Raw genomic sequence first — 18,517 nt, forward strand, 5'->3', positions numbered from 1 at the left:
AAAAGGACACCATTTACCATTTCTGCCCTGGCGCAGCAAAAGAGAAAATAAGATAAACTGAATTTGATCAGGCTCATAAAAAAAGGAGGATGGCTTGCCCTGTGGCTTTTCCCGCTGGTCACCTGGGCGCAGCTGCCTTCTATTAAAATGGAAGGGTATTTTCTGCAGGACTCGGTGCAGTTAGGCCAGTCTGTGAAATATATTTTGCTTTCCAGGCAGGCCGTCCAGGCAGAGGTAGTCTTCCCGGACTCCACTTTTTCCTTTGCCCCCTTTGAGCTGGTCCGGAAAGAGTTCTTCCCTACCCGCACCGTGCGGGGCATTAGTACAGACAGCACCGTGTACACTTTGCGCACCTTCCATCTGAAGCCAGTGCAGCACCTGCAGCTGCATGCCCGTCTCTTTTTCCGGGAAGACACCCTGCAGTTGAATACCCTCCCAGACTCAGTGGTCTTGATCCAGAACGTGAAAGTGCCGCCAGATGACTTGCCGCTTATGACCAATACCCAGCTAGAGCACGTGGCGGACAAGTTCAATTATCTGTATTGGGGACTCGGCCTTCTGGCCGGCGCCATCTTTATTGGCGGTATCTGGGGCTTGTTTGGCAACGGCATTCTGCTACGGTATAATCTGTACGTGTTGCGCAAAGACCAGAGCCAGTTCCAATACCGGTTCCAGACGTCCAAAGATCGTTTCAGGCGCATGAAAACCCTGGATCATCTGGAGCGGGCCATTACCCTCTGGAAAAATTACCTCACAAAGCTGGAAGACGAGGAGATCAGCTCCTTTACCACCAAGGAGATCACCACTTATTATGAGGAAGATGAGCGCGTGGGCAACTCGCTTAAGATCTGTGACCGCGCCATCTACGGCAATATCATCTCAGATGATGAGACCGAGGTGGCCGACGCCCTTACCAAGCTGGCTGAGTTTGCGGCGTTGCGTTATGTTTTAATTAGAGACTCCCTGCGCCATGTGGCAAATTCCCGCTGATTTCTCGTGGCTCAACCTGAGCTGGTTCTCGTGGCACACCTGGCAATCTTTTGACTGGGCCAACCAGGGCTTCCTGTACGCGCTCCTTTCAGTGCCCCTGCTTTTTTTGCTGCGCTGGCTTTTACACCTAAGGTTCAGGAAAAAGTTTGATGTGGCCCTGTTTGAAGGCAACGCCACCTGGCACTGGTCCAGCATGCTGCGGTATTTGCCAGACGTGGTGTTCAGTCTTTTCTTCATGCTGGTGCTGGTGGCGCTGGCCCGGCCCCAAAAGACGGATGAAACCGTAGAACTTTCGGCTGAAGGAATTGACATTGTGTTGGTGATGGACGTCTCAGGGTCTATGGAGCTCACCGATTTTCAGCCTAACCGCCTTGAGGCCGCCAAAAAAGTGGCCCTGCAGTTTGTGAACGGCCGGGTGCAGGACCGAATTGGGGTGGTAGTCTTTGCCGCGCAGGCCTATTCCCTGGTACCCCTCACCACTGATTATGAGCTGGTGCGCGAAAGCATCAAAAGCATTTCCCTGAACATGGTGCCCGAAGACGGCACCGCCATAGGCAGCGCCCTGGCCGTCGCCATTAACCGACTACGGGAGTCCACCGCCAAATCTAAAGTGTGCATTCTTATCAGCGATGGCGAGAATACCGCCGGCAGCCTTGACCCGGAACTGGCGGCCCAACTGGCGCATGCGTTCCAACTGAAACTGTACACCATAGGCATAGGGAAAGAAGGGACTATTCAACTCCCGGCAGACTCCATGGGGCATCCAGTGACGGTACAGACCGGCCTGGAGGAAAAGACCCTGCGCGATCTGGCCTCTTTGGCCGAAGGACAGTTTTTCAGGGCCCAGGACGCCGGCGCCTTGTCCCAGATTTTCCAGAGGATAGACAAGCTGGAGAAAAGCGAGGTAAAAGAAACCCGCTACCGTGACACCAAGGATTATTACCAGGTATATTTGCGGTGGGCCATCTTGCTTTTCCTGCTGTGGCTTTTGCTTAAAAACACCTTTTTCACCAACGCGTTAGAAGACTAATGGTATCTATAGAAGAAAGTATCCAGGATTTCAGGCAACGGTTAAGCGGCACCAACTGCCAATTGATAGCCGTCTCTAAAACCCACCCCGTGGAACTGATCCAGGAAGCCTACGTCGCCGGGCAACGCGCATTTGGAGAAAACAAGGCGCAGGAAATAATGTCCAAGCAACCACTGCTCCCCCCTGATGTGGAATGGCACATGATTGGCCACCTGCAAACCAACAAGGTAAAATACATTGCCCCTTTCGTGCACCTCATCCAATCTGTAGACAGCCTGCGATTGCTCCAGGAAATTGACAAGCAGGGCCAAAAGAATAACCGGGTGATTGATTGCCTGCTGCAGTTTTATATTGCCGAAGAAAACACCAAATATGGCCTGGACCTGGAGGAGGCCCGACAACTCCTCCATTCCGAGATTTTCCAGCAACTAAAGAATGTGCGCCTTTGCGGGGTTATGGGCGTGGCTACCAATACCGAGGATGAGGAACACCTGCAAAAAGAATTCCGCCGCCTGAAAGGGTATTTTAATGCCCTGAAGGAAGAGTTTTTCCAGGACGCACCCTACTTCAAGGAAATTTCCATGGGCATGAGCTCAGACTATCAACTGGCCATTGCCGAGGGGAGTACCATGATCCGGGTGGGCAGCGCTATCTTCGGCCACCGGAATTATGCTCAATGAGGTTTAATATCTACATGCTAGCATCTATTTAAGGTTGGTTTTGGTTTAAAAGCCTTTTGTTTTTTTCAGATAGAAGGCTTCTTTAGGCTTCTACACCCATGCCTTTGTGAGACCTATTAATTTGATTTTAGAATTAGATAGCCCGTAGATCATCTTCAGCACCTAAGAATTTCAACTATTCAACCACCAGATTAATCTTCCATTAAATTTATAAAACCATAATATATCTTATCATCATTACATTCTAATTCGTATACTGGATTATAGTTTTCCTCCTCCCGCCCTTCCACGAATGCGCCCGCATTTACATCTTATCCTTTAGTTTTATTACCCTAGCCAACTCTTTGTCTAGCGATGAAAAAACTTCTACTTCTTTTCTATTGCTCTCTTTTGGGTGCCACTTTCCCGTCCTTTTCGCAAAAGCTGGGCCGGTTTACGGATTGCACCAAGGTTCCCGTCCCAAAAACTCAAACCTATAAACAGGCAACAAAAGCCTTGGCTGGTTATAAAGTAGCGGTGTACTATGTAGTTCCGAAGGATGCCTCGTATAGCCAGGCTGAATACGACGCCATCAGGAAAGCCTCCCGGGAAATACAGGCTTGGTACCAGATTAACTCCGGGGGCATGACCTACACCTTCTCAGAGCCAGACACAGTCCTTTTCTACCAGGGGCTGCAGAATACCAGCTATTACCAGGGCCTGGAGGACAACACCGACGCTAATGAAAGTTGGTGGGTTAAACTACTTTCTGAAATGGATGCGAACGGGGTCCCTATCTGGGAACCCGGAATTATAACTACTCTCTGGATAAAGACAGGCCAGACGTATGGGATTGGCTTAGGGGCCCAAGGGTGTGAGGGTGCCTGCGGAGTGGCCATGGCAGGCGTGGAGAATTTCCCTGAATTCAATAATACGGGCATTTGCCCCACCAACCCGGAAGATAACTACGGTTTTATGTACCCTTGCGTGCCCCATGGTACCATGGCACATGAAATGGGTCACGCATTTGGCCTGCCGCACCCAGAAACTGAACCATTCACACAGGAAGTAGCCTACCATAGCCTGATGCAAACCCACTGGAACTACCCCAATTTAGGCCCTCCTACCGTAAAACCATGGGGTTTGCTGACCGTAGAGCGAACCCATCTTTGGGAGAATCCCTTTTTTCAGGAAGGCATTTCCCTCCGGCAGATCTATGACGCCGATGTCGTGAACCTGCCCCCAACTGGAGAACCGCCTGACATTAAGGTCAATTACGCAGTGGCTGGTCAAACCCTTCACCTTAACAATCACACCAAAGGGGCAGGGCTTTATTATTGGACCTTCGGTGATGGAAGTGTGAGCAATGAGGTATCCCCCCGCCATTCCTATGCTATGCCTGGCAGGTATACGGTGGCGCTAAGAGCCTCCGCTGCCAATGGCATGACTTCCTTGTATGAGTTCGCGGTGGAAGTAAAAGATATAGGCAGGCCTTCCTGGAGCCTTTTGAAAATATTCCCTAACCCAAGCCATGACGGACATTTTACAATTTCTTTCCCACCAAACTCTGAACCATTTCAGTTAACCGTTACCAACAGGTTGGGCACAGTACTTTTCACTAAGACCGTGACCGATGCTTCGGTAAACCAGGAACTGGATTTGAGCGCCTATGGGAAAGGGGTTTACTTTCTACGGATTGAAACGCAAGACCGCACCAAAACCAGGGTCTTAGTGGTGTTGTAACCCACTGTTTCGCCTTCCGTTTTTCAGGAATCTATCCACTAGAAAGCCTGGCTTTGGCCGGGCTTTCCTGATTTTGAACTGTAACCGCAAACTACCGCCTTCCATCTGCACGGTTCAGGATTTTGGTTAGTTTTGCACTGTCTGCCTGAGGCAGAGAAAAGAGACGTCTTTACTTACTAAAATTAGAAGATGAGCATAAAAACGATTTTGATCCTAGGCGCCCTCTTCAGTGGCCTGGGCGTGATGATTGGGGCCTTTGGGGCGCACGGTTTGGCCAAGATGCTAACCGAGACTGGTCGCACCGATACCTTTGAAACCGCCGTGAAATACCAGATGTACCATGCCCTGGGCTTATTAATTCTGGGCGTACTTATGGCGCAGTACCCGGTAGCGACTGGTCTCAGCCTTTCCGGCATTTGCTTTTTGGTGGGAATTTTAATTTTCTCTGGATCACTGTATGTGCTTTGCCTAACCGGCGTAAAGTGGATGGGTGCCATCACTCCTATTGGCGGCGTCTTTATGATTGTAGGGTGGCTGAACCTGGTGTGGGTCATAGCCAGGAATCTTCGGTAAGTATTTGAAGTACCCTCACACCAAAAACGCCTTTCCTGCTGTAGCAAGAAAGGCGTTTTTGGTGTGTTTTAAGAAAAACAGGCGTGAAACGCTAGTTGGCCGCTACTATGTTCGTAGCAATAATTACCTGACTAGAGCCCTGAACGGCGTTTGACTCCACGGTGATGACCTTGTTTTGCTGACCCCGTTTGCCGGCGCTGTTAAAGCGGGCCGTAATAGAGGCTGTCTCCCCGGGCATAACCGGGGCCTTGGGAAAACTGGTGGCGGTGCAGCCGCAGGTGGTCTTCACGTTGGCTATGATGAGCGGCAAGGTGCCGTTATTGGTGAATTTAAAGGTATGCTCCACCACATCGCCGGGTTTAATATCCCCGAAATCAAATTTCTGCTCTTCAAACTGCAGCGACGGGCCTACCACGGGGGCTGGAGCCGCAATAGAATCAACTGGGACTGCGGGCGGCAGGGTAGCCGTAGTCTGGGCCAGGGCGGCTGTGCTGCCGAAGGCCAGGAAGAAAAAGCCTAAGATTACTTTTTTCATCTCTTTAAGGGGTAAAGCTGGGTGCAATATAAATTTAAATCCGTTAGTCTTCTACGCGTTCAGGGGCATTCTCCAGCAATTTCTCATTGAAGTTCACCAGAAACAGCTGCTCAGAGGCCCGGGTAGTGGCCGTGTATAACCAACGGGCAAATTCCTGGCTCACTAGGTCATCCTTCAGGAAACCATGGTCCACGAACACCGCCTGCCACTGGCCGCCCTGTGCTTTGTGGCAAGTGAGCGCGTAGGCGAACTTTACCTGCAAGGCGTTCAAGTATTTGTCCTGGCGCATTTCTTGGCTGCGGGCGCGTTTATTGGCTATGTGCTGGTAATCCTGGAGCACCTGCTGGTACAGATCCTTGTTTTTATCAGCTGGCAACGCCGGCGACTCTGAGTACAAGGTGTCCAGCATGATTTTGGTTTCCAGTTCCGGCTCATTGGGGTAATCTACGAACCTGATCTGTACATCCGCGAAGCGCATGTCATACAGTTCCTCATAGCGGATGATCTTGGTAATCTCCACAAAATCGCCGTTGGCCATAAACCCGATGCTGGAGTCTTTGGGAAGCCAGGTGTAGTTATTGCGCACGATCATGAGGTAATCGCCTACCCCAATCTCGTCTTCGGCAAAGAAAATCTGCCGCCTAATATGCTGGTTATAGAGGTTGGCCGTTTTGTTGGACCGACAGATCACCGTGGTGTTATCAACCCCAAACTTGTCATAGGCGTAACGCAGGCCGTCTTCCAGCTTATCGCCGCGCATGTGAAAGATATCCCGGAAGCCCTTAGTCCGGAACGCCAGTTCGGGTTGCTCTTTTACCAGCTCATTACGCAGGCGGGTGGCGTTCATCAGAATACCGGATTCTTCGGCTTGCCGCATGACCTGGCGCATCTCCATCTCATGCACGTGCAGCTTAAAGTAGCGTTGCAGGTAGCTGGCATCCAGTGAGGGGCTCAGGGCCTGGTTGACGGGCGGAAGCTGGGCGGTGTCCCCTATGAGCAGAAGCTTGTTGCTGGGGCTCTCAAACACGTAATTGACCAGATCCTGCAGCAGGCCGTTGTCCCCGAAGGCCTTATCATCTGAGATCATAGAAGCCTCATCTACAATGTAGACCACCCGCTCGTTTTTGTTGGGCTGCCGGGAGAAAGCCAATCCTTCTGAGTACGGGTTAGCCGTCTGTTTATAGATTTTCTTATGGATGGTGGAGGCCGGCTTGGCCGAGTAGGTGGACATCACCTTGGCGGCCCTGCCTGTAGGAGCAAGCAAGACATACTTATAGCCAAACTTATTCAGGATTTTCACCAGCGCGCTCACCACAGTGGTTTTACCGGTTCCGGCGAAACCCTTGAGCATGAACACCTCTTTCAAGCCGGTTTTGCGCAGAATGAATTGGTCAAGTTTCTGAAAAAGCTCAGCCTGGTCGGTGGTAGGTTCAAAAGGAAAATTCTGACGGATTGCTTCAGCAGGGGTCATAACAGGAATCAAGAATGGGTGGCGTCCGGCGCTAAAACCGCCATGGTCGCAGAGGCTTTGGCGATAAGTTTCTTATGGCCCAGCCCATCTATACTAAAGATTTCAGCCTCACAAAAGTTCAACTTCCGGCCTTGTTTTAAGACCCAGCCTTTGGCCAGAATGGCTTCCCCCACACCGGGCCGGAGGTAGGAGATTTTCAGGTCGGCGGTGACCACGTGCTGGTTGGCCGGCACCAGAGTTACCACCGCAAAGCCCATGACAATATCTGCCAGGGTAGCAATAACGCCGCCGTGGGCGAAGCCTTTGTGCTGTTTATGTTTCTCTTCCAGCACCAATTGGCCGGAAACTTGCCCTATTTCAACGGTTTCTAGGTCAAAACCCAGCAAATGCATGTAAAATTGCCGCTGAAGTTTCTCTTTGACCGTATCTTTAAAATTATCATTATACGTTTTGAGCATACTGTAAAAGTACGGCCTCAAAAGGTGGTCTACAACCTATGGAGAACATACATCCCCTTGCAGCCCCTTATTCTTCCAAAGCCAGGATCAGGGTCTGCGGATTACTCATACAAGATGGCAAGCTTCTGCTGGCCCGGCATACCGACCCGTTTGGCGAAGGCGTGTTCTGGATTCCGCCGGGCGGAGGTCTGGAATACGGAGAAAAAGTAAAGGATTGCCTGGTGCGCGAATTTGCCGAGGAAACAGGGCTGCACGTAGAAGTGGGCCGGTTTCTTAACCTGAACGAATTCCTGCGGCCGCCCCTACATGCCCTGGAGTTATTCTTTGAGGTGAAACTCCTGAAAGGCGAACTGGCCCTGGGCACCGATCCGGAACACTCCCACCAAGAACAGTTGCTGGAAGAGGTGAAGTTTATGGGCATCAGAGATATGTACCAGCTCAAGCGCGAAGAACTCCACCCTATTTTGCATGCCCTAGTAGACCTGGACGATCTGTTTATTCCCCGGCTTAACTTCCTGGGGTAAGCCTGGGAATCCTATTTTTGAAGAGTTCTAATTGGGATTAATTAAAAAGCGTTTCGGGCCTATTTTTGGAAAAACAGGCCCGAAACGCTTTTCTATTTCTACAGGACTTGTTACCTTATTTAGGTTTTATTTCAAAAGCTTTTATTAATTAGAAACGACTTTTCGTTTGTTAGTGAGAACACCAACATGGGCGGAAATCTAAAAATTCCTGGTACGATTTCACGGTATTTTGCAGAAACGACCTCTTTAATTCAGAAAGAATTGGATCAGGATGATTGATCCTGTTTTCAATTCATCCCTCCTATCCAAAAACTGTTCACAAAAAAAGCCTCTCCGGTTGGGAGAGGCTTTTTTTGTGAAATCATTATTGCGTTAATTATTATTAGATTTTTCAAGTGCCTTAGCTGCTTTTTTGGCTTGTTTGTCAGCATCTCTTCTATTCCTCTGTGCCTTGGCCTCCATTTTAGAAGCCTGCTTGGCTTGCTTAGCTGCGTATGATGCATCTTTATCTACTCTTTTGGCTTCTTTTGTTCTGGCCATCAACATTTTCTCTTCAGCCTTGGAGGCTTTTCTCAGATCGGTGGCGTCTTTTAAGCGTTTTTCATCATTTTCGGTATTTGCCTTTATAGAATCCTGCACCATCCGACCTGATTATTGCTTTGGTTAGATTGTGCAAAAACTAAGCTTGAAAAAGAGGACAATATTCCGGTAAATACAACTAAAATAAAAATCTTGGAATTCATAATAGTGGTAAAAAGTATTGAGCTTCAAAATAAGGCTCTAAACCGTATACGCTTGGTTAAGAAATACAACTGACTAATCTATATATATTAATTTCTATTTTCGTTTCTTTTTCATAGTGATTTAGTTCTTAGGGAAACACAGTAAAAGGGAATACCCGCTGCGGGTCTGTAAGGTTAACCAGGCAGCGGGTATTCTTGTATATTCTAGCAGTAAAGGGGCGGTTACGCTACCTTCAGGAAAAGCTTCTCAGAGGGCTTGCGCACTTTTTTGGCCTTGGCCAGGAAATCTTTTTCTTCATCGCGGTAGCCTAGCGCCAGGAGAGACACGCTGCGCAGGCCTTTTTCTTTGAGACCCAACAATTCATCCAGGGCCGCCGGCTGGAAGCCTTCCATAGGCGTAGAATCTACTTTTTCCATAGAGGCAGCCACCAGGGCGGTACCCAGGGCAATGTAAGACTGTTTGGCGGCCCACTGGAAATTCTCATCGGCAGTACGGCCTTTGATCATGCCTTTAATGCTATCCCCGAAGCCTTGCAGGGTTTCCTGCTTCACTCCTCTTTCTGAGGCAATGTGCTGGATATAGTCGTCTACCTGCGCATCCGTCAAGGGATCCCAGGCGGCAAAAACCAGTAAATGGGAGGCTTCCACAATCTGGGGCTGGTTAAAGGCCACGGCCTGAATCTGCTTACGCACCTCCTGGTCTTCAATCACGAACACGTTATATGGCTGGAAACCCATGGAAGAGGCCGATAAGCGGATAGACTCTAAAATGGTGTCTAGTTTCTCCTGAGGCACTTTCGCGCCGGTCATCCGCTTGGTGGCATAGCGCCAGTTCAAATCCTGAAGTAAGTTCATCTATTTAAAATCGAATTTATTTGTAAGTACTTTAGTTGTATAAACAAATTTACTTACTTTTGGTTTCAAATAGATACTGGTTTACGTTTATATACCGGTTTCTCACATGAAATGACCTTGATATGGAAGCAGTTATCAATCCCGACGTTGTTACCAAGCCTGCCCGCAACCTTTGCATCACGCACATTCTCCCAATCAGAGATGCACTGGACATTCTAAGCGGCAAGTGGAAAATCCCGATTATTGTGGCCCTATGCGTGCACAAACGGCGCTTTAAAGAACTGCACCGCGATGTGCAGGGTATTACGGCCAAAATGCTTTCCAAGGAACTGAAAGAGCTAGAGGTCAACAAACTGGTAAAGCGCACGGTGCATGACACTTCGCCGGTGACGGTAGAATACTCCATCACGGAATACGGCCATAGCCTCACCCCAGTCATCAATGAACTCCGCGACTGGGGCCTCAAGCACCGCGACAAGATTATCTACCACCCAGAGGAAGCGTAATTTCTGTTTCGGGCCTGTTTTCTGAAAAACAGGCCCGAAACAGAAATTAGCCTATAAGTTTTTTAGCTTGGTCCAGGTCTATCTCCTTTTCCCACTTAGACACGAAGATGGTGGCCACGGCATTGCCGATGAGGTTGGTGAGGGCGCGGGCCTCGCTCATGAAACGGTCTATGCCCAGAATGAGCGCCAGGCCGGCCACCGGTATTCCGCCCACGGCGGGCAAGGTGGCGGCCAGGGTTATGAAACCGCTTCCGGTTACGCCGGCAGCCCCCTTTGAGGTAAGCATCAGCACCAGCAGCAAGGTGATCTGCTGGCCAATATCCAATGGGGTATCGGTGGCCTGGGCCACAAACACGGCCGCCATGGTCAGGTAAATAGAGGTGCCGTCCAGGTTAAAGGAATAGCCGGTAGGCACCACCAGCCCCACCACCGATTTAGAGCAGCCCAAACGCTCCAGCTTCTCAATCAAGTTCGGCAAGGCCGCCTCTGACGACGAGGTTCCCAGCACGATCAACAGTTCCTCCCGTATGTAGCGCAGCAGTTTAAAAATGTTGAAACCCATTACCCGCATCACCAGCCCTAGCACCAGCACAATAAACAAGACGCAGGTGAGGTAGAAAGCGCCCATCAGCTGCCCTAAGGAACCCAAGGACTCCAGTCCGTATTTGCCAATGGTGTAGCCCATAGCCCCCAACGCCCCCAGCGGCGCCACCTTCATGATGATGTGGATGATGGCAAACAAGGCGTTAGAAAGGGACTGAATGAAGGAATACACCGGCTGACCCCGCTCCCCTATCTTAGACAAGCCAAACCCGAACAGCACCGAGAAAAACAGGATCTGCAGCAAATCACCTTTGGCCAGGGCATCAATGATGTTCTCCGGGATCAAGTGCATAAAAAAGGCCAACGCCCCGGTATGCTCAGGTGCTTTACCCGAGGTCAGGGCGGATAAGGCGTTGGTGTCCAGGCTGGCGGCATCTACGTGCATTCCGGCTCCGGGCTTCAGGACGTTCACTACCAACAAACCCAGGAGGAGCGCCACGGTGGTGAGCACCTCAAAGTACAGCAGCGCCTTCACGCCTACCCGCCCGATCTGCTTCATGTCCTGCATGCCGGCAATACCGGTCACAATAGTGCAGAACACCACTGGCCCGATCATCATTTTCACCAGTTTGATAAAGGCATCGCCCAAGGGTTTTAGCTGCACCGCTATTTCCGGGTAAAAATGGCCTAAGGCAATGCCTAATATAATAGCGGTAATTACCTGAAAATAAAGACTTTTGTAGATGGGTTTCTTCCGGATCATGTAGAAGTGGGGTGAAATCAAGCTTCAAGAATAGCCAGATTTACCGGAAGGAGCAAATTTGCCAGTCTCTGAGCCAGTAAGTGTAAAGAGGAAGCTAACAAAAATAAGTTTCTGCTGGGGTTAGGCTTAGAAATTCCTTTTAAATGAAGTTGTAAGCCCTTCCAAAAATAGAGGCTTAGAGGTAATTTCCCTAAGCCTCTATTTTTGGAAGAATACGTTATCCTAACCCTGTTTTAATTTTTTGCCTTTTTGGCCCGTGTTTCCTTTTTTACAGCCATTTCCTTATCATCCAACTCCTGACCGAAATGAGGCATGCCGTCTTTGGTCCACCTTAAGACCCGGGCACGGGTGTGGCGGTTTGGGTCATAAAGGGGTTCGCCTTTTATCTCTTTGTAGTCGCGGGCGTGGTAAATCATGATATCGGTCTTGCCGTCCTCGGCTACAATAAAGCTGTTATGCCCTGGTCCGAAGCGCTTCAATTTTTCATTGGTGGAGAATACCGGTTCGGGTAATTTGTGCCAGGATGAAGCATCCAGCAGGTCGGCTCCCTCTTCTGCCCACAATAAACCCAGGCAATAGTTCGCATCAGTGGCACTAGCCGAGAAGGTCACAAACACCTTGCCGTTCCGAATGATGACAGCTGGGGCCTCATTTACGCGGTGGCCTTTTATTTCCCAGGCATATTCTGGTTGCGAGATCACTACTTGTTTGTCGTCGAGGGTTGTGGGGCTGGTCATTTTGGCGATAAATAAGCCCGTGTTGGTCACCTTTTCTGAGGCCCGGTCTACCCAGATCATGAACCGCTGCCCCTTATGCTCAAAGGTAGTGGCATCCAGAGTGAACTGATTTGGTTTGCTGACTATCTCTCCCTCCTCTTTCCATTCCCCTTGGGTAGGATCTGCAGCCGAATTAGACAAAGCATATTTGCGTATTTTCCATTTGTCTTCTGCGGAGCCGGCGGCAAAATAGATGTACCACTTTCCGTTAATATGGTGTAGTTCAGGAGCCCAGATGTGGTTACCCATTGCGCCTTTCTGGTGCTTGCGCCATACAATAACCGGCTTTGCGTCTTTTATGCCATTGATGGTTTTAGATTTCCTTATTTCCAGGCGGTCGTACTCTGGCACGGTGGCCACAAAATAATAGGCTCCATCTGCTGCCTTCCAGACGTGCGGGTCAGCGCGTTGCAAGGCCAAAGGATTATTGAATTGGTTTTTCTCAAGTTTTTGCGCGTTAAGAGTTATCCCGTTGACCAAAAGAGCCGCGGCTAACAGTAACCTAAAGTGTTTGATGGTAATCATACGGGTGAAATGGGTAGTGGCTGTCTAAACAAAATTGCTTGCCGAATCTCCTATAAATTTAAGCGTATTCTTTACATTTATTGCCATTTATAAGGTACAATCTTCTACAGTTCCTACATAGGAAAGAATGCTTTATCCAAGTCACCTAAGTCCTCCTCCTTTTTACCTATATCTAAAAGCATTCCTCTAGTTTTGCCCTATTTTCATAAAAACAGGCTAAAAACATCTTCCTTCCTATTTCCCGCGTATGCCTCGGAAATAATTCACGAACTTTAGCCGTTCGCACAGTAAATAAGACACCCATGCCTAAGATTCTGATCATAGATGATGAACGTAGCATTCGCTACACGCTTAAAGAAATCCTGGAGTATGAAAGCTATACGGTAGATGAGGCCGAAGACGGGGAGCGCGGAATTGAGCTTTTACAAAAAAGCAAGTATGACGTGGTGCTCTGCGATATAAAAATGCCCAAGATGGATGGCATGGAGGTGCTGGAACGCGCCCAGGTCCTGGCCCCGGACACCCCCTTCATCATGATCTCCGCACACGGTACCATTGACACCGCCGTGGAAGCCACCAAAAAAGGCGCCTATGATTTCCTGGTAAAGCCCCCTGACCTGAACCGTTTGCTGGTTTCTGTGCGCAATGCCCTGGACAAAGCCACACTGGTCACCGAAACCAAGACCCTTAAAAAGAAGATATCCAAGACCTATGAGATGGTGGGCTCCTCCCCTGCCCTGAGCAAGGTGAAATCTGCCATTGCCAAGGTTGCTCCCACTGATGCCCGCGTCTTGATCACCGGCCCTAACGGAGCGGGGAAAGAACTGGTGGCCCGCTCCCTGCACGAACACAGTAGCCGCGCCCAAGGGCCGTTAGTAGAAGTGAACTGCGCTGCTATTCCCAGTGAGCTGATAGAAAGCGAATTGTTCGGGCATGAGAAAGGATCGTTCACCTCGGCGGTAAAGCAGCGCATTGGCAAGTTTGAGCAGGCCAACGGCGGCACCCTTTTCCTGGATGAAATTGGCGACATGAGCCTTTCGGCGCAAGCCAAGGTGTTGCGCGCCCTGCAGGAGCATAAAATTACCCGCGTGGGCGGCGACAAAGACATTACGGTTGATGTGCGCGTGATAGCGGCCACCAACAAAAACCTGCTGGAAGAGATTGAGTCCAAGCACTTTAGGGAGGATTTATACCACCGCCTGAGCGTGATCCTGATCCATGTACCACCTTTGAATGAACGCCGCGAAGATATCCCTGATCTGGTGGAGAAGTTCCTGGATGACGTGGCCCGGGACTATGGCAACAAACCTAAGAAGATCACTCCTGAGGCCCTGACTTATTTGCAAGGCTTGGACTGGCGCGGAAACGTGCGGGAACTGCGTAATGTGGTAGAACGCCTGGTGATCATGAGCGAGGAAACCATCACGGAGGAAGATGCGAAACTTTACGCCAAGTAAAATCTAATCTTTAAAAGGCAGAAACAGGACTTTCATAAGAGAAAGTCCTGTTTCTGTTTTAGGGCTGTTTTGGCTAAAACAGGCTCACAACGCTAGCCTACTAACAAGTTGCACCCTCTGATATCGGCGTTGTCAAAGCGGCCTAGGATTTCAAAGGAACCGTCTTCATACAGTTTGCCCAGATCTTTGGTCTCTATAAAGGCACAGGAATCTACGTTGGCCAAGTCTATTACATTCACCCCACCGGAACCTGCCTTGTCTGTGACATTGAAAGGATCATTTACCTCCCGGATCAACACCCGCAAGGTGCTGGAAGGGTAGAAAATCCCTTTTCCGGGGGAATAGGCCTGAGATAAGAGTTCCGTCATTCCGTATTCAGAGTGAATGGTTTCCACCCCAAACGCCTGGGTTAATAGTCCGTGCAGCTCTTCCCGCACCATTTCGCGGCGACGCCCTTTCATGCCGCCGGTCTCAAAAATGGTTACGCCCCCAAATTCAGGTGCTGCCAGTTCTTCTGCCAGGTCTAGCAGCGCATAGGTAACGCCAAAAAGAAAGGCATTTTTGCCTTCGCTTTTAGCCTGCCGCACGGCGGTGATGAGTTCTGCGTGGTTTCTGAGGTAAAACCCAGGCTGGGTCTGGCCGGTGGCTTTGATAAAATGGTCAATCATTAGGACCAACGAGGATTCACCTTGCTCCAGATAGGACGGCAGCAATGCCAAGACCACACTCCCCGCCAATGGACCATACTCCTTCTCAAATAACTGCTGCGCGTGCGTTTGGTAAAATTGGGCATCGGCTACCAAATGTTGGCTGCGCTGCTGCAATGTGGTTCCGCTGCTTTTAAAGATTACCTCGGGCGTAAACTCATAGGAAACCACGGTATGGGTTTTGAAAAACTCTATGGGCAGGAAAGGAATTTGGGTGACTTTATGAATATCTGAAATTGATTTACCCAGGTGGGAGATATAGCTACTATAAACCGTATTGTGCTGTGCCTGAAACCGGAACAAGGCCAAGTAAGCCGCTTCAAAGTCCTGCGGGGCCAGGCTTGGCAGCTTTTTTTTGAAGTCATTGGTAAATCCCATGTGGCTACGGCTAAATAATATAACAAAGTAAACAGGTACGCGTTAGAATTTGTACCTTAGGTGCAGTTAATTACACCATGAAAAGAAACAGACTTCTTCTAGGATTAGCCTTCCTGGCTGGATCATTGGGCTTGACGGCCTGTTACAACGAGCCTGATTTTGAATCTACCCCTAACCTGATTTTCAGGGGGCTGGAACAGCACACCCTCCGCACCCCTACCAATATAACCTATGATTCCCTCATTCTGGTGGTGCGGTTTCAGGATGGGGACGGGGACCTGGGATTGTCTGAAACGGAGTACCCAGAGGATATAAAAGGGCAATTTGCGCCTAATCAACCCTACTTCCACAACATTTTTGTGAATGTTTATAAAAAGGTAAACGGAAAGTTTCTGCAGCTACAGGTGAACGGCGTGCCCTATACCCTTCCGGGTAGGTTCCCCAGGGTGTCTATTGATGGCCGCCAGGAACCGCTGGAGGGCGACATCAGGTACAGCCTGGACCGTATCTATGAAGACCGCAACAGCCCCATTAAACGGGGTGACACCCTTCGGTTTGATGCCAAGATTGTAGACCGGGCCTTGCACGAAAGCCTCACCGTTACCTCTTCAGAAGTCATTGTGTTTTCCAAGCAGTAAGACCTTCGTCCAGAATCATATAAAAGGAATCGGCCCGTTCAGTTGAACGGGCCGATTCCTTTTATAGCAAGGCTTATCTTAAAAAAGCGAAGGGAAAGCCTCAGGGTTTGATTCCCGCATCATGGCATACACGGTTTCAAACACGTCATCTGCGTTTGGCTTGGAGAAATAGTCTCCGTCGGTAGAGTAAGATGGGCGGTGGTCGTGCGCTGATAAAGTAGCCGGCTTAGAATCCAGGAATCTCCAGGCCTCCTGCTCATCAATCACACGCTGCAACATAAACGCGGTGGCACCTCCAGAAACGTCCTCATCCGTGAAGAGCACCCGGTTGGTTTTCCGCAGAGAATCTGCAATGGAATGATTTAAGTCAAACGGCAAAAGCGTCTGCACATCAATCACTTCTGCAGAGATACCAACTGCTTGCAACTGCTCGGCGGCCTCTAATACTACCCGGCACATAGACCCGTAGGTCACAATGGTGATATCTGTTCCGGTTCTTAATATTTCTGGCTGGCCTAAAGGAACGGTGAACTCCCCAATATTGGCCGGCATACGCTCTTTCAAGCGGTAGCCGTTCAGACACTCCACCACCAGAGCAGGCTCATCAGATTTTAGCAGCAGGTTGTAGAACCCGGCCGCCTGGGTCATGTTACGGGGTACTAAGACATGCATACCTCTCAGGCTGTTCAGGATCATGCCCATAGGAGAGCCTGAATGCCATACGCCTTCCAGGCGGTGCCCGCGGGTACGTACGATCAAGGGGGCCTTCTGGCCGCCTTTGGTGCGGTACTGCAGGCTGGCCACGTCATCACTTAAGATCTGGATGGCATACAACAGATAGTCCAGGTACTGGATCTCTGCAATAGGCCGTAGACCGCGCAAAGAGGCTCCTATCCCCTGGCCGATAATAGTACACTCCCTGATCCCGGTGTCGGTTACCCGTAGCTCTCCGTATTTATCTTGCAAGCCGGCAAAGGCCTGGTTCACATCGCCAATCTTTCCAACGTCTTCGCCAATGGCGAATAACCGGGGCTCACGTGCAAGGGCTGCATCAAAGCAGGCCTGCAATACTTCACGACCGTCCACTACCGGGCTGTCTTCCTGGTAATCTGCCAGCACTTCCTCCGCTACTAAGGCAGATTCATCAGACTGGCTATAGAGGAAGGAGTTGTAGCGCTCAGCGTTTTCGCCTTGCACGGTTTCCAGCCATTTCACCAGGTCGCGTTTGGCCCCGCTCTTCTCGTTGCGGGCAACCCTTAACGCTTTTCTGGCAGCCTTGAGCGCGTCTGACCTTAAAGGGTTGATGGTTTTGGAAAGCTCTTCCTTGATGGTGATGATGGCCGATGCGTTTTGGTCCATGCTCTCAGACAGCTTTTCCAGCAGCACCAGGCATTGGTTATGGTCCTGCTCCATGCCTTCGGTGAAGGATTTCCAGGCGGCGGTACGGGCTTCCTTAACGGCTTCTTTTGCCTCAGCTTCAATTTGGTTCAGCTCGGCGTGCGTGGCGTACTCGTTTTCAATCAACCAGTTGCGCATCTGCTTAATGCAGTCATACTCTTCTTCCCAGGCCAGGCGCTCTTTTGACTTATAGCGCTCATGTGACCCGGAGGTGGAGTGGCCCTGGGGCTGAGTCATTTCTTCCACGTGGACCAGAACCGGTACATGCTGCTCGCGGCAGACTTGAGTAGCTACATTGTACACCTCGCACAGTGCGGCGTAATCCCAGCCTTTTACTTTAAAGATCTCATAGCCCTGTCCTCCGGGCTCATTGCGCTGGAAACCAGCCAGAATCTCAGAGATGCTGCTTTTGGTAGTCTGGTATTTGGCCGGCACCGAAATACCGTAGCCATCATCCCACACAGAAACCAGCATAGGCACCTGTAGCACGCCAGCGGCATTGATGGCCTCAAAGAAAACCCCTTCAGAAGTTGAAGCGTTGCCTATGGTGCCAAAGGCGATCTCGTTTCCGTTGATGGAGAAATCAGTGAAGGGGTGCAGGTCCGGGTTCTCTCTGTAAAGCTTAGAGGCATAGGCCAGGCCCACTAAGCGGGGCATCTGAGCGCCGGTAGGCGATATATCTGCGGTAGAGTTTTTGCTGGTGGTTTGCGGCTTCCATTTTCCTTCCTCATCCAGAAGGCGGGTTCCAAAGTGCCCCGTCATGCTGCGTCCGGCGGTAGAAGGCTCCTGCTCCACGTCTGTATGGGCATACAACTGGGCAAAGAACTGCTGCACGGTTAACTGGCCAATGGCCAGCATGAAGGTCTGGTCACGGTAATAGCCTGAACGGAAGTCTCCGGCCTTGAAAAACCTGGCCATGGCCAACTGTGCCACCTCTTTGCCGTCTCCAAAAATACCGAACTTGGCTTTACCCATGAACACCTCTTTGCGGCCGGCAAGGCTGGCCTGACGACTCTCGCAGGCAATGCGATAGTCCTGCAACATCTCTTCTTTGGTAAGGGAAAGCTGATTAATCCGCTCAACGGTTTGCATGCGTTATCTTATAAGTTCTGAAATGGCTTTTTAAAACCAAAACTAATCAAGTTTTAGCCCATTTTCAAATCTGCTTCTCTCGTATAGCAAGAATGGGTACTTATTCTATAGGCGAGAGAACTAATTTTCCTTAATTTTGTTTTTACCCTTAAC

The 18,517-nt window shown here is 50.0% G+C and carries 18 protein-coding genes; 9 read left to right on the forward strand and 9 right to left on the reverse strand.

The genetic code is table 11. The annotated features are described in order from the left end of the window. Positions 1-63 precede the first annotated feature (63 nt). From TH63_RS08535 to TH63_RS08555, 5 genes are all read left to right on the forward strand, one after another. Positions 64-990, forward strand: a complete 927-nt coding sequence (locus TH63_RS08535; protein WP_048920581.1) for a hypothetical protein — start codon at positions 64-66, stop codon at positions 988-990. After that, positions 971-2,020, forward strand: a complete 1,050-nt coding sequence (locus TH63_RS08540; RefSeq protein ID WP_048920582.1) for a VWA domain-containing protein — start codon at positions 971-973, stop codon at positions 2,018-2,020. Before TH63_RS08535 ends, TH63_RS08540 begins: the two co-directional genes overlap by 20 nt. After that, on the forward strand, positions 2,020-2,700 hold the full coding sequence (locus tag TH63_RS08545) for a YggS family pyridoxal phosphate-dependent enzyme (protein ID WP_048920583.1): 681 nt from the start codon (positions 2,020-2,022) through the stop codon (positions 2,698-2,700). The genes TH63_RS08540 and TH63_RS08545 overlap by 1 nt, the downstream gene beginning before the upstream one ends. A gap of 495 nt (positions 2,701-3,195) precedes the next feature. Next, positions 3,196-4,422, forward strand: coding sequence for a T9SS type A sorting domain-containing protein (locus TH63_RS08550; protein WP_231583569.1), 1,227 nt, complete (start codon positions 3,196-3,198; stop codon positions 4,420-4,422). Positions 4,423-4,611: 189 nt separating this feature from the next. Beyond that, complete coding sequence (locus tag TH63_RS08555) at positions 4,612-4,995, forward strand: DUF423 domain-containing protein (protein ID WP_156180491.1); 384 nt, start codon at positions 4,612-4,614, stop codon at positions 4,993-4,995. 91 nt (positions 4,996-5,086) lie between these two features. On the opposite strand, the gene TH63_RS08560 is transcribed toward TH63_RS08555, so the two are convergent. Genes TH63_RS08560 through TH63_RS08570 form a run of 3 tightly spaced genes read right to left on the reverse strand, consistent with a single transcriptional unit; the run spans position 5,087 to position 7,459 of the window. Next, positions 5,087-5,530, reverse strand: a complete 444-nt coding sequence (locus TH63_RS08560; protein ID WP_053093765.1) for a DUF1573 domain-containing protein — start codon at positions 5,528-5,530, stop codon at positions 5,087-5,089. A 43-nt stretch (positions 5,531-5,573) separates the two neighbouring features. After that, complete coding sequence (locus TH63_RS08565) at positions 5,574-7,001, reverse strand: ATP-dependent DNA helicase (protein WP_048920585.1); 1,428 nt, start codon at positions 6,999-7,001, stop codon at positions 5,574-5,576. Positions 7,002-7,009: 8 nt separating this feature from the next. Continuing rightward, a complete protein-coding gene (locus TH63_RS08570) occupies positions 7,010-7,459 on the reverse strand; it encodes a PaaI family thioesterase (protein ID WP_048920586.1) in 450 nt (149 codons plus the stop codon). A 38-nt stretch (positions 7,460-7,497) separates the two neighbouring features. Between TH63_RS08570 and TH63_RS08575 the strand changes: the two genes are divergently transcribed. Continuing rightward, on the forward strand, positions 7,498-7,983 hold the full coding sequence (locus TH63_RS08575) for an NUDIX domain-containing protein (protein ID WP_048920587.1): 486 nt from the start codon (positions 7,498-7,500) through the stop codon (positions 7,981-7,983). Between the two features lie 372 nt (positions 7,984-8,355). Here the strand turns inward: TH63_RS08575 and TH63_RS08580 are convergent, their stop codons facing one another. Both TH63_RS08580 and TH63_RS08585 read right to left on the reverse strand, forming a co-directional pair. Next, complete coding sequence (locus TH63_RS08580; protein ID WP_048920588.1) at positions 8,356-8,625, reverse strand: hypothetical protein; 270 nt, start codon at positions 8,623-8,625, stop codon at positions 8,356-8,358. 323 nt (positions 8,626-8,948) lie between these two features. Continuing rightward, positions 8,949-9,581: an NAD(P)H-dependent oxidoreductase gene (locus TH63_RS08585; RefSeq protein WP_048920589.1), complete on the reverse strand. Its 633-nt coding sequence runs from the start codon at positions 9,579-9,581 to the stop codon at positions 8,949-8,951. A gap of 122 nt (positions 9,582-9,703) precedes the next feature. Here TH63_RS08585 and TH63_RS08590 point away from each other — a divergent pair, with 122 nt between their 5' ends. Continuing rightward, entirely contained in the window at positions 9,704-10,087 is a 384-nt protein-coding gene (locus TH63_RS08590) for a winged helix-turn-helix transcriptional regulator (protein ID WP_082161601.1), read from the forward strand. Between the two features lie 46 nt (positions 10,088-10,133). Here TH63_RS08590 and TH63_RS08595 read toward each other — a convergent pair whose 3' ends face one another. Together TH63_RS08595 and TH63_RS08600 are read right to left on the reverse strand one after the other, a co-directional pair. Next, the gene (locus TH63_RS08595) at positions 10,134-11,393 is read right to left on the reverse strand and encodes a dicarboxylate/amino acid:cation symporter (RefSeq protein WP_082161602.1); all 1,260 of its coding nucleotides are present in this window, start codon (positions 11,391-11,393) and stop codon (positions 10,134-10,136) included. Between the two features lie 233 nt (positions 11,394-11,626). Continuing rightward, entirely contained in the window at positions 11,627-12,694 is a 1,068-nt protein-coding gene (locus TH63_RS08600; RefSeq protein WP_048920590.1) for a glycoside hydrolase family 43 protein, read from the reverse strand. Between the two features lie 302 nt (positions 12,695-12,996). On the opposite strand from TH63_RS08600, the gene TH63_RS08605 reads away from it, so the two are divergent. After that, the gene (locus TH63_RS08605) at positions 12,997-14,151 is read left to right on the forward strand and encodes a sigma-54-dependent transcriptional regulator (RefSeq protein WP_048920591.1); all 1,155 of its coding nucleotides are present in this window, start codon (positions 12,997-12,999) and stop codon (positions 14,149-14,151) included. Between the two features lie 92 nt (positions 14,152-14,243). Here the strand turns inward: TH63_RS08605 and TH63_RS08610 are convergent, their stop codons facing one another. After that, positions 14,244-15,236, reverse strand: coding sequence for an acyl-CoA synthetase family protein (locus TH63_RS08610; protein ID WP_048920592.1), 993 nt, complete (start codon positions 15,234-15,236; stop codon positions 14,244-14,246). 77 nt (positions 15,237-15,313) lie between these two features. On the opposite strand from TH63_RS08610, the gene TH63_RS08615 reads away from it, so the two are divergent. Beyond that, positions 15,314-15,874 carry a hypothetical protein gene (locus tag TH63_RS08615; protein WP_156180493.1) on the forward strand — a complete coding sequence of 187 codons (561 nt, stop codon included), beginning with the start codon at positions 15,314-15,316 and terminating at the stop codon, positions 15,872-15,874. Positions 15,875-15,952: 78 nt separating this feature from the next. Here TH63_RS08615 and TH63_RS08620 read toward each other — a convergent pair whose 3' ends face one another. After that, positions 15,953-18,364 (reverse strand): alpha-ketoacid dehydrogenase subunit alpha/beta, encoded by a 2,412-nt coding sequence (locus tag TH63_RS08620; protein ID WP_048920594.1) that lies wholly within the window; start codon positions 18,362-18,364, stop codon positions 15,953-15,955. Positions 18,365-18,517: the final 153 nt, after the last annotated feature.

Source organism: Rufibacter radiotolerans, from assembly GCF_001078055.1.
Classification (GTDB): Bacteria; Bacteroidota; Bacteroidia; order Cytophagales; family Hymenobacteraceae; genus Nibribacter; species Nibribacter radiotolerans.

Bases quoted from the DNA above. Each gene is read 5' to 3' on its own strand.
- TH63_RS08565 (WP_048920585.1), bottom strand. From the start codon at position 7,001: ATGACCCCTGCTGAAGCAATCCGTCAGAATTTTCCTTTTGAACCTACC.
- TH63_RS08585 (WP_048920589.1), bottom strand. From the start codon at position 9,581: ATGAACTTACTTCAGGATTTGAACTGGCGCTATGCCACCAAGCGGATG.
- TH63_RS08605 (WP_048920591.1), top strand. From the start codon at position 12,997: ATGCCTAAGATTCTGATCATAGATGATGAACGTAGCATTCGCTACACG.
- TH63_RS08580 (WP_048920588.1), bottom strand. From the start codon at position 8,625: ATGGTGCAGGATTCTATAAAGGCAAATACCGAAAATGATGAAAAACGC.
- TH63_RS08555 (WP_156180491.1), top strand. From the start codon at position 4,612: ATGAGCATAAAAACGATTTTGATCCTAGGCGCCCTCTTCAGTGGCCTG.
- TH63_RS08570 (WP_048920586.1), bottom strand. From the start codon at position 7,459: ATGCTCAAAACGTATAATGATAATTTTAAAGATACGGTCAAAGAGAAA.
- TH63_RS08545 (WP_048920583.1), top strand. From the start codon at position 2,020: ATGGTATCTATAGAAGAAAGTATCCAGGATTTCAGGCAACGGTTAAGC.
- TH63_RS08620 (WP_048920594.1), bottom strand. From the start codon at position 18,364: ATGCAAACCGTTGAGCGGATTAATCAGCTTTCCCTTACCAAAGAAGAG.
- TH63_RS08600 (WP_048920590.1), bottom strand. From the start codon at position 12,694: ATGATTACCATCAAACACTTTAGGTTACTGTTAGCCGCGGCTCTTTTG.
- TH63_RS08595 (WP_082161602.1), bottom strand. From the start codon at position 11,393: ATGATCCGGAAGAAACCCATCTACAAAAGTCTTTATTTTCAGGTAATT.
- TH63_RS08590 (WP_082161601.1), top strand. From the start codon at position 9,704: ATGGAAGCAGTTATCAATCCCGACGTTGTTACCAAGCCTGCCCGCAAC.
- TH63_RS08575 (WP_048920587.1), top strand. From the start codon at position 7,498: ATGGAGAACATACATCCCCTTGCAGCCCCTTATTCTTCCAAAGCCAGG.
- TH63_RS08540 (WP_048920582.1), top strand. From the start codon at position 971: ATGTGGCAAATTCCCGCTGATTTCTCGTGGCTCAACCTGAGCTGGTTC.
- TH63_RS08615 (WP_156180493.1), top strand. From the start codon at position 15,314: ATGAAAAGAAACAGACTTCTTCTAGGATTAGCCTTCCTGGCTGGATCA.
- TH63_RS08560 (WP_053093765.1), bottom strand. From the start codon at position 5,530: ATGAAAAAAGTAATCTTAGGCTTTTTCTTCCTGGCCTTCGGCAGCACA.
- TH63_RS08610 (WP_048920592.1), bottom strand. From the start codon at position 15,236: ATGGGATTTACCAATGACTTCAAAAAAAAGCTGCCAAGCCTGGCCCCG.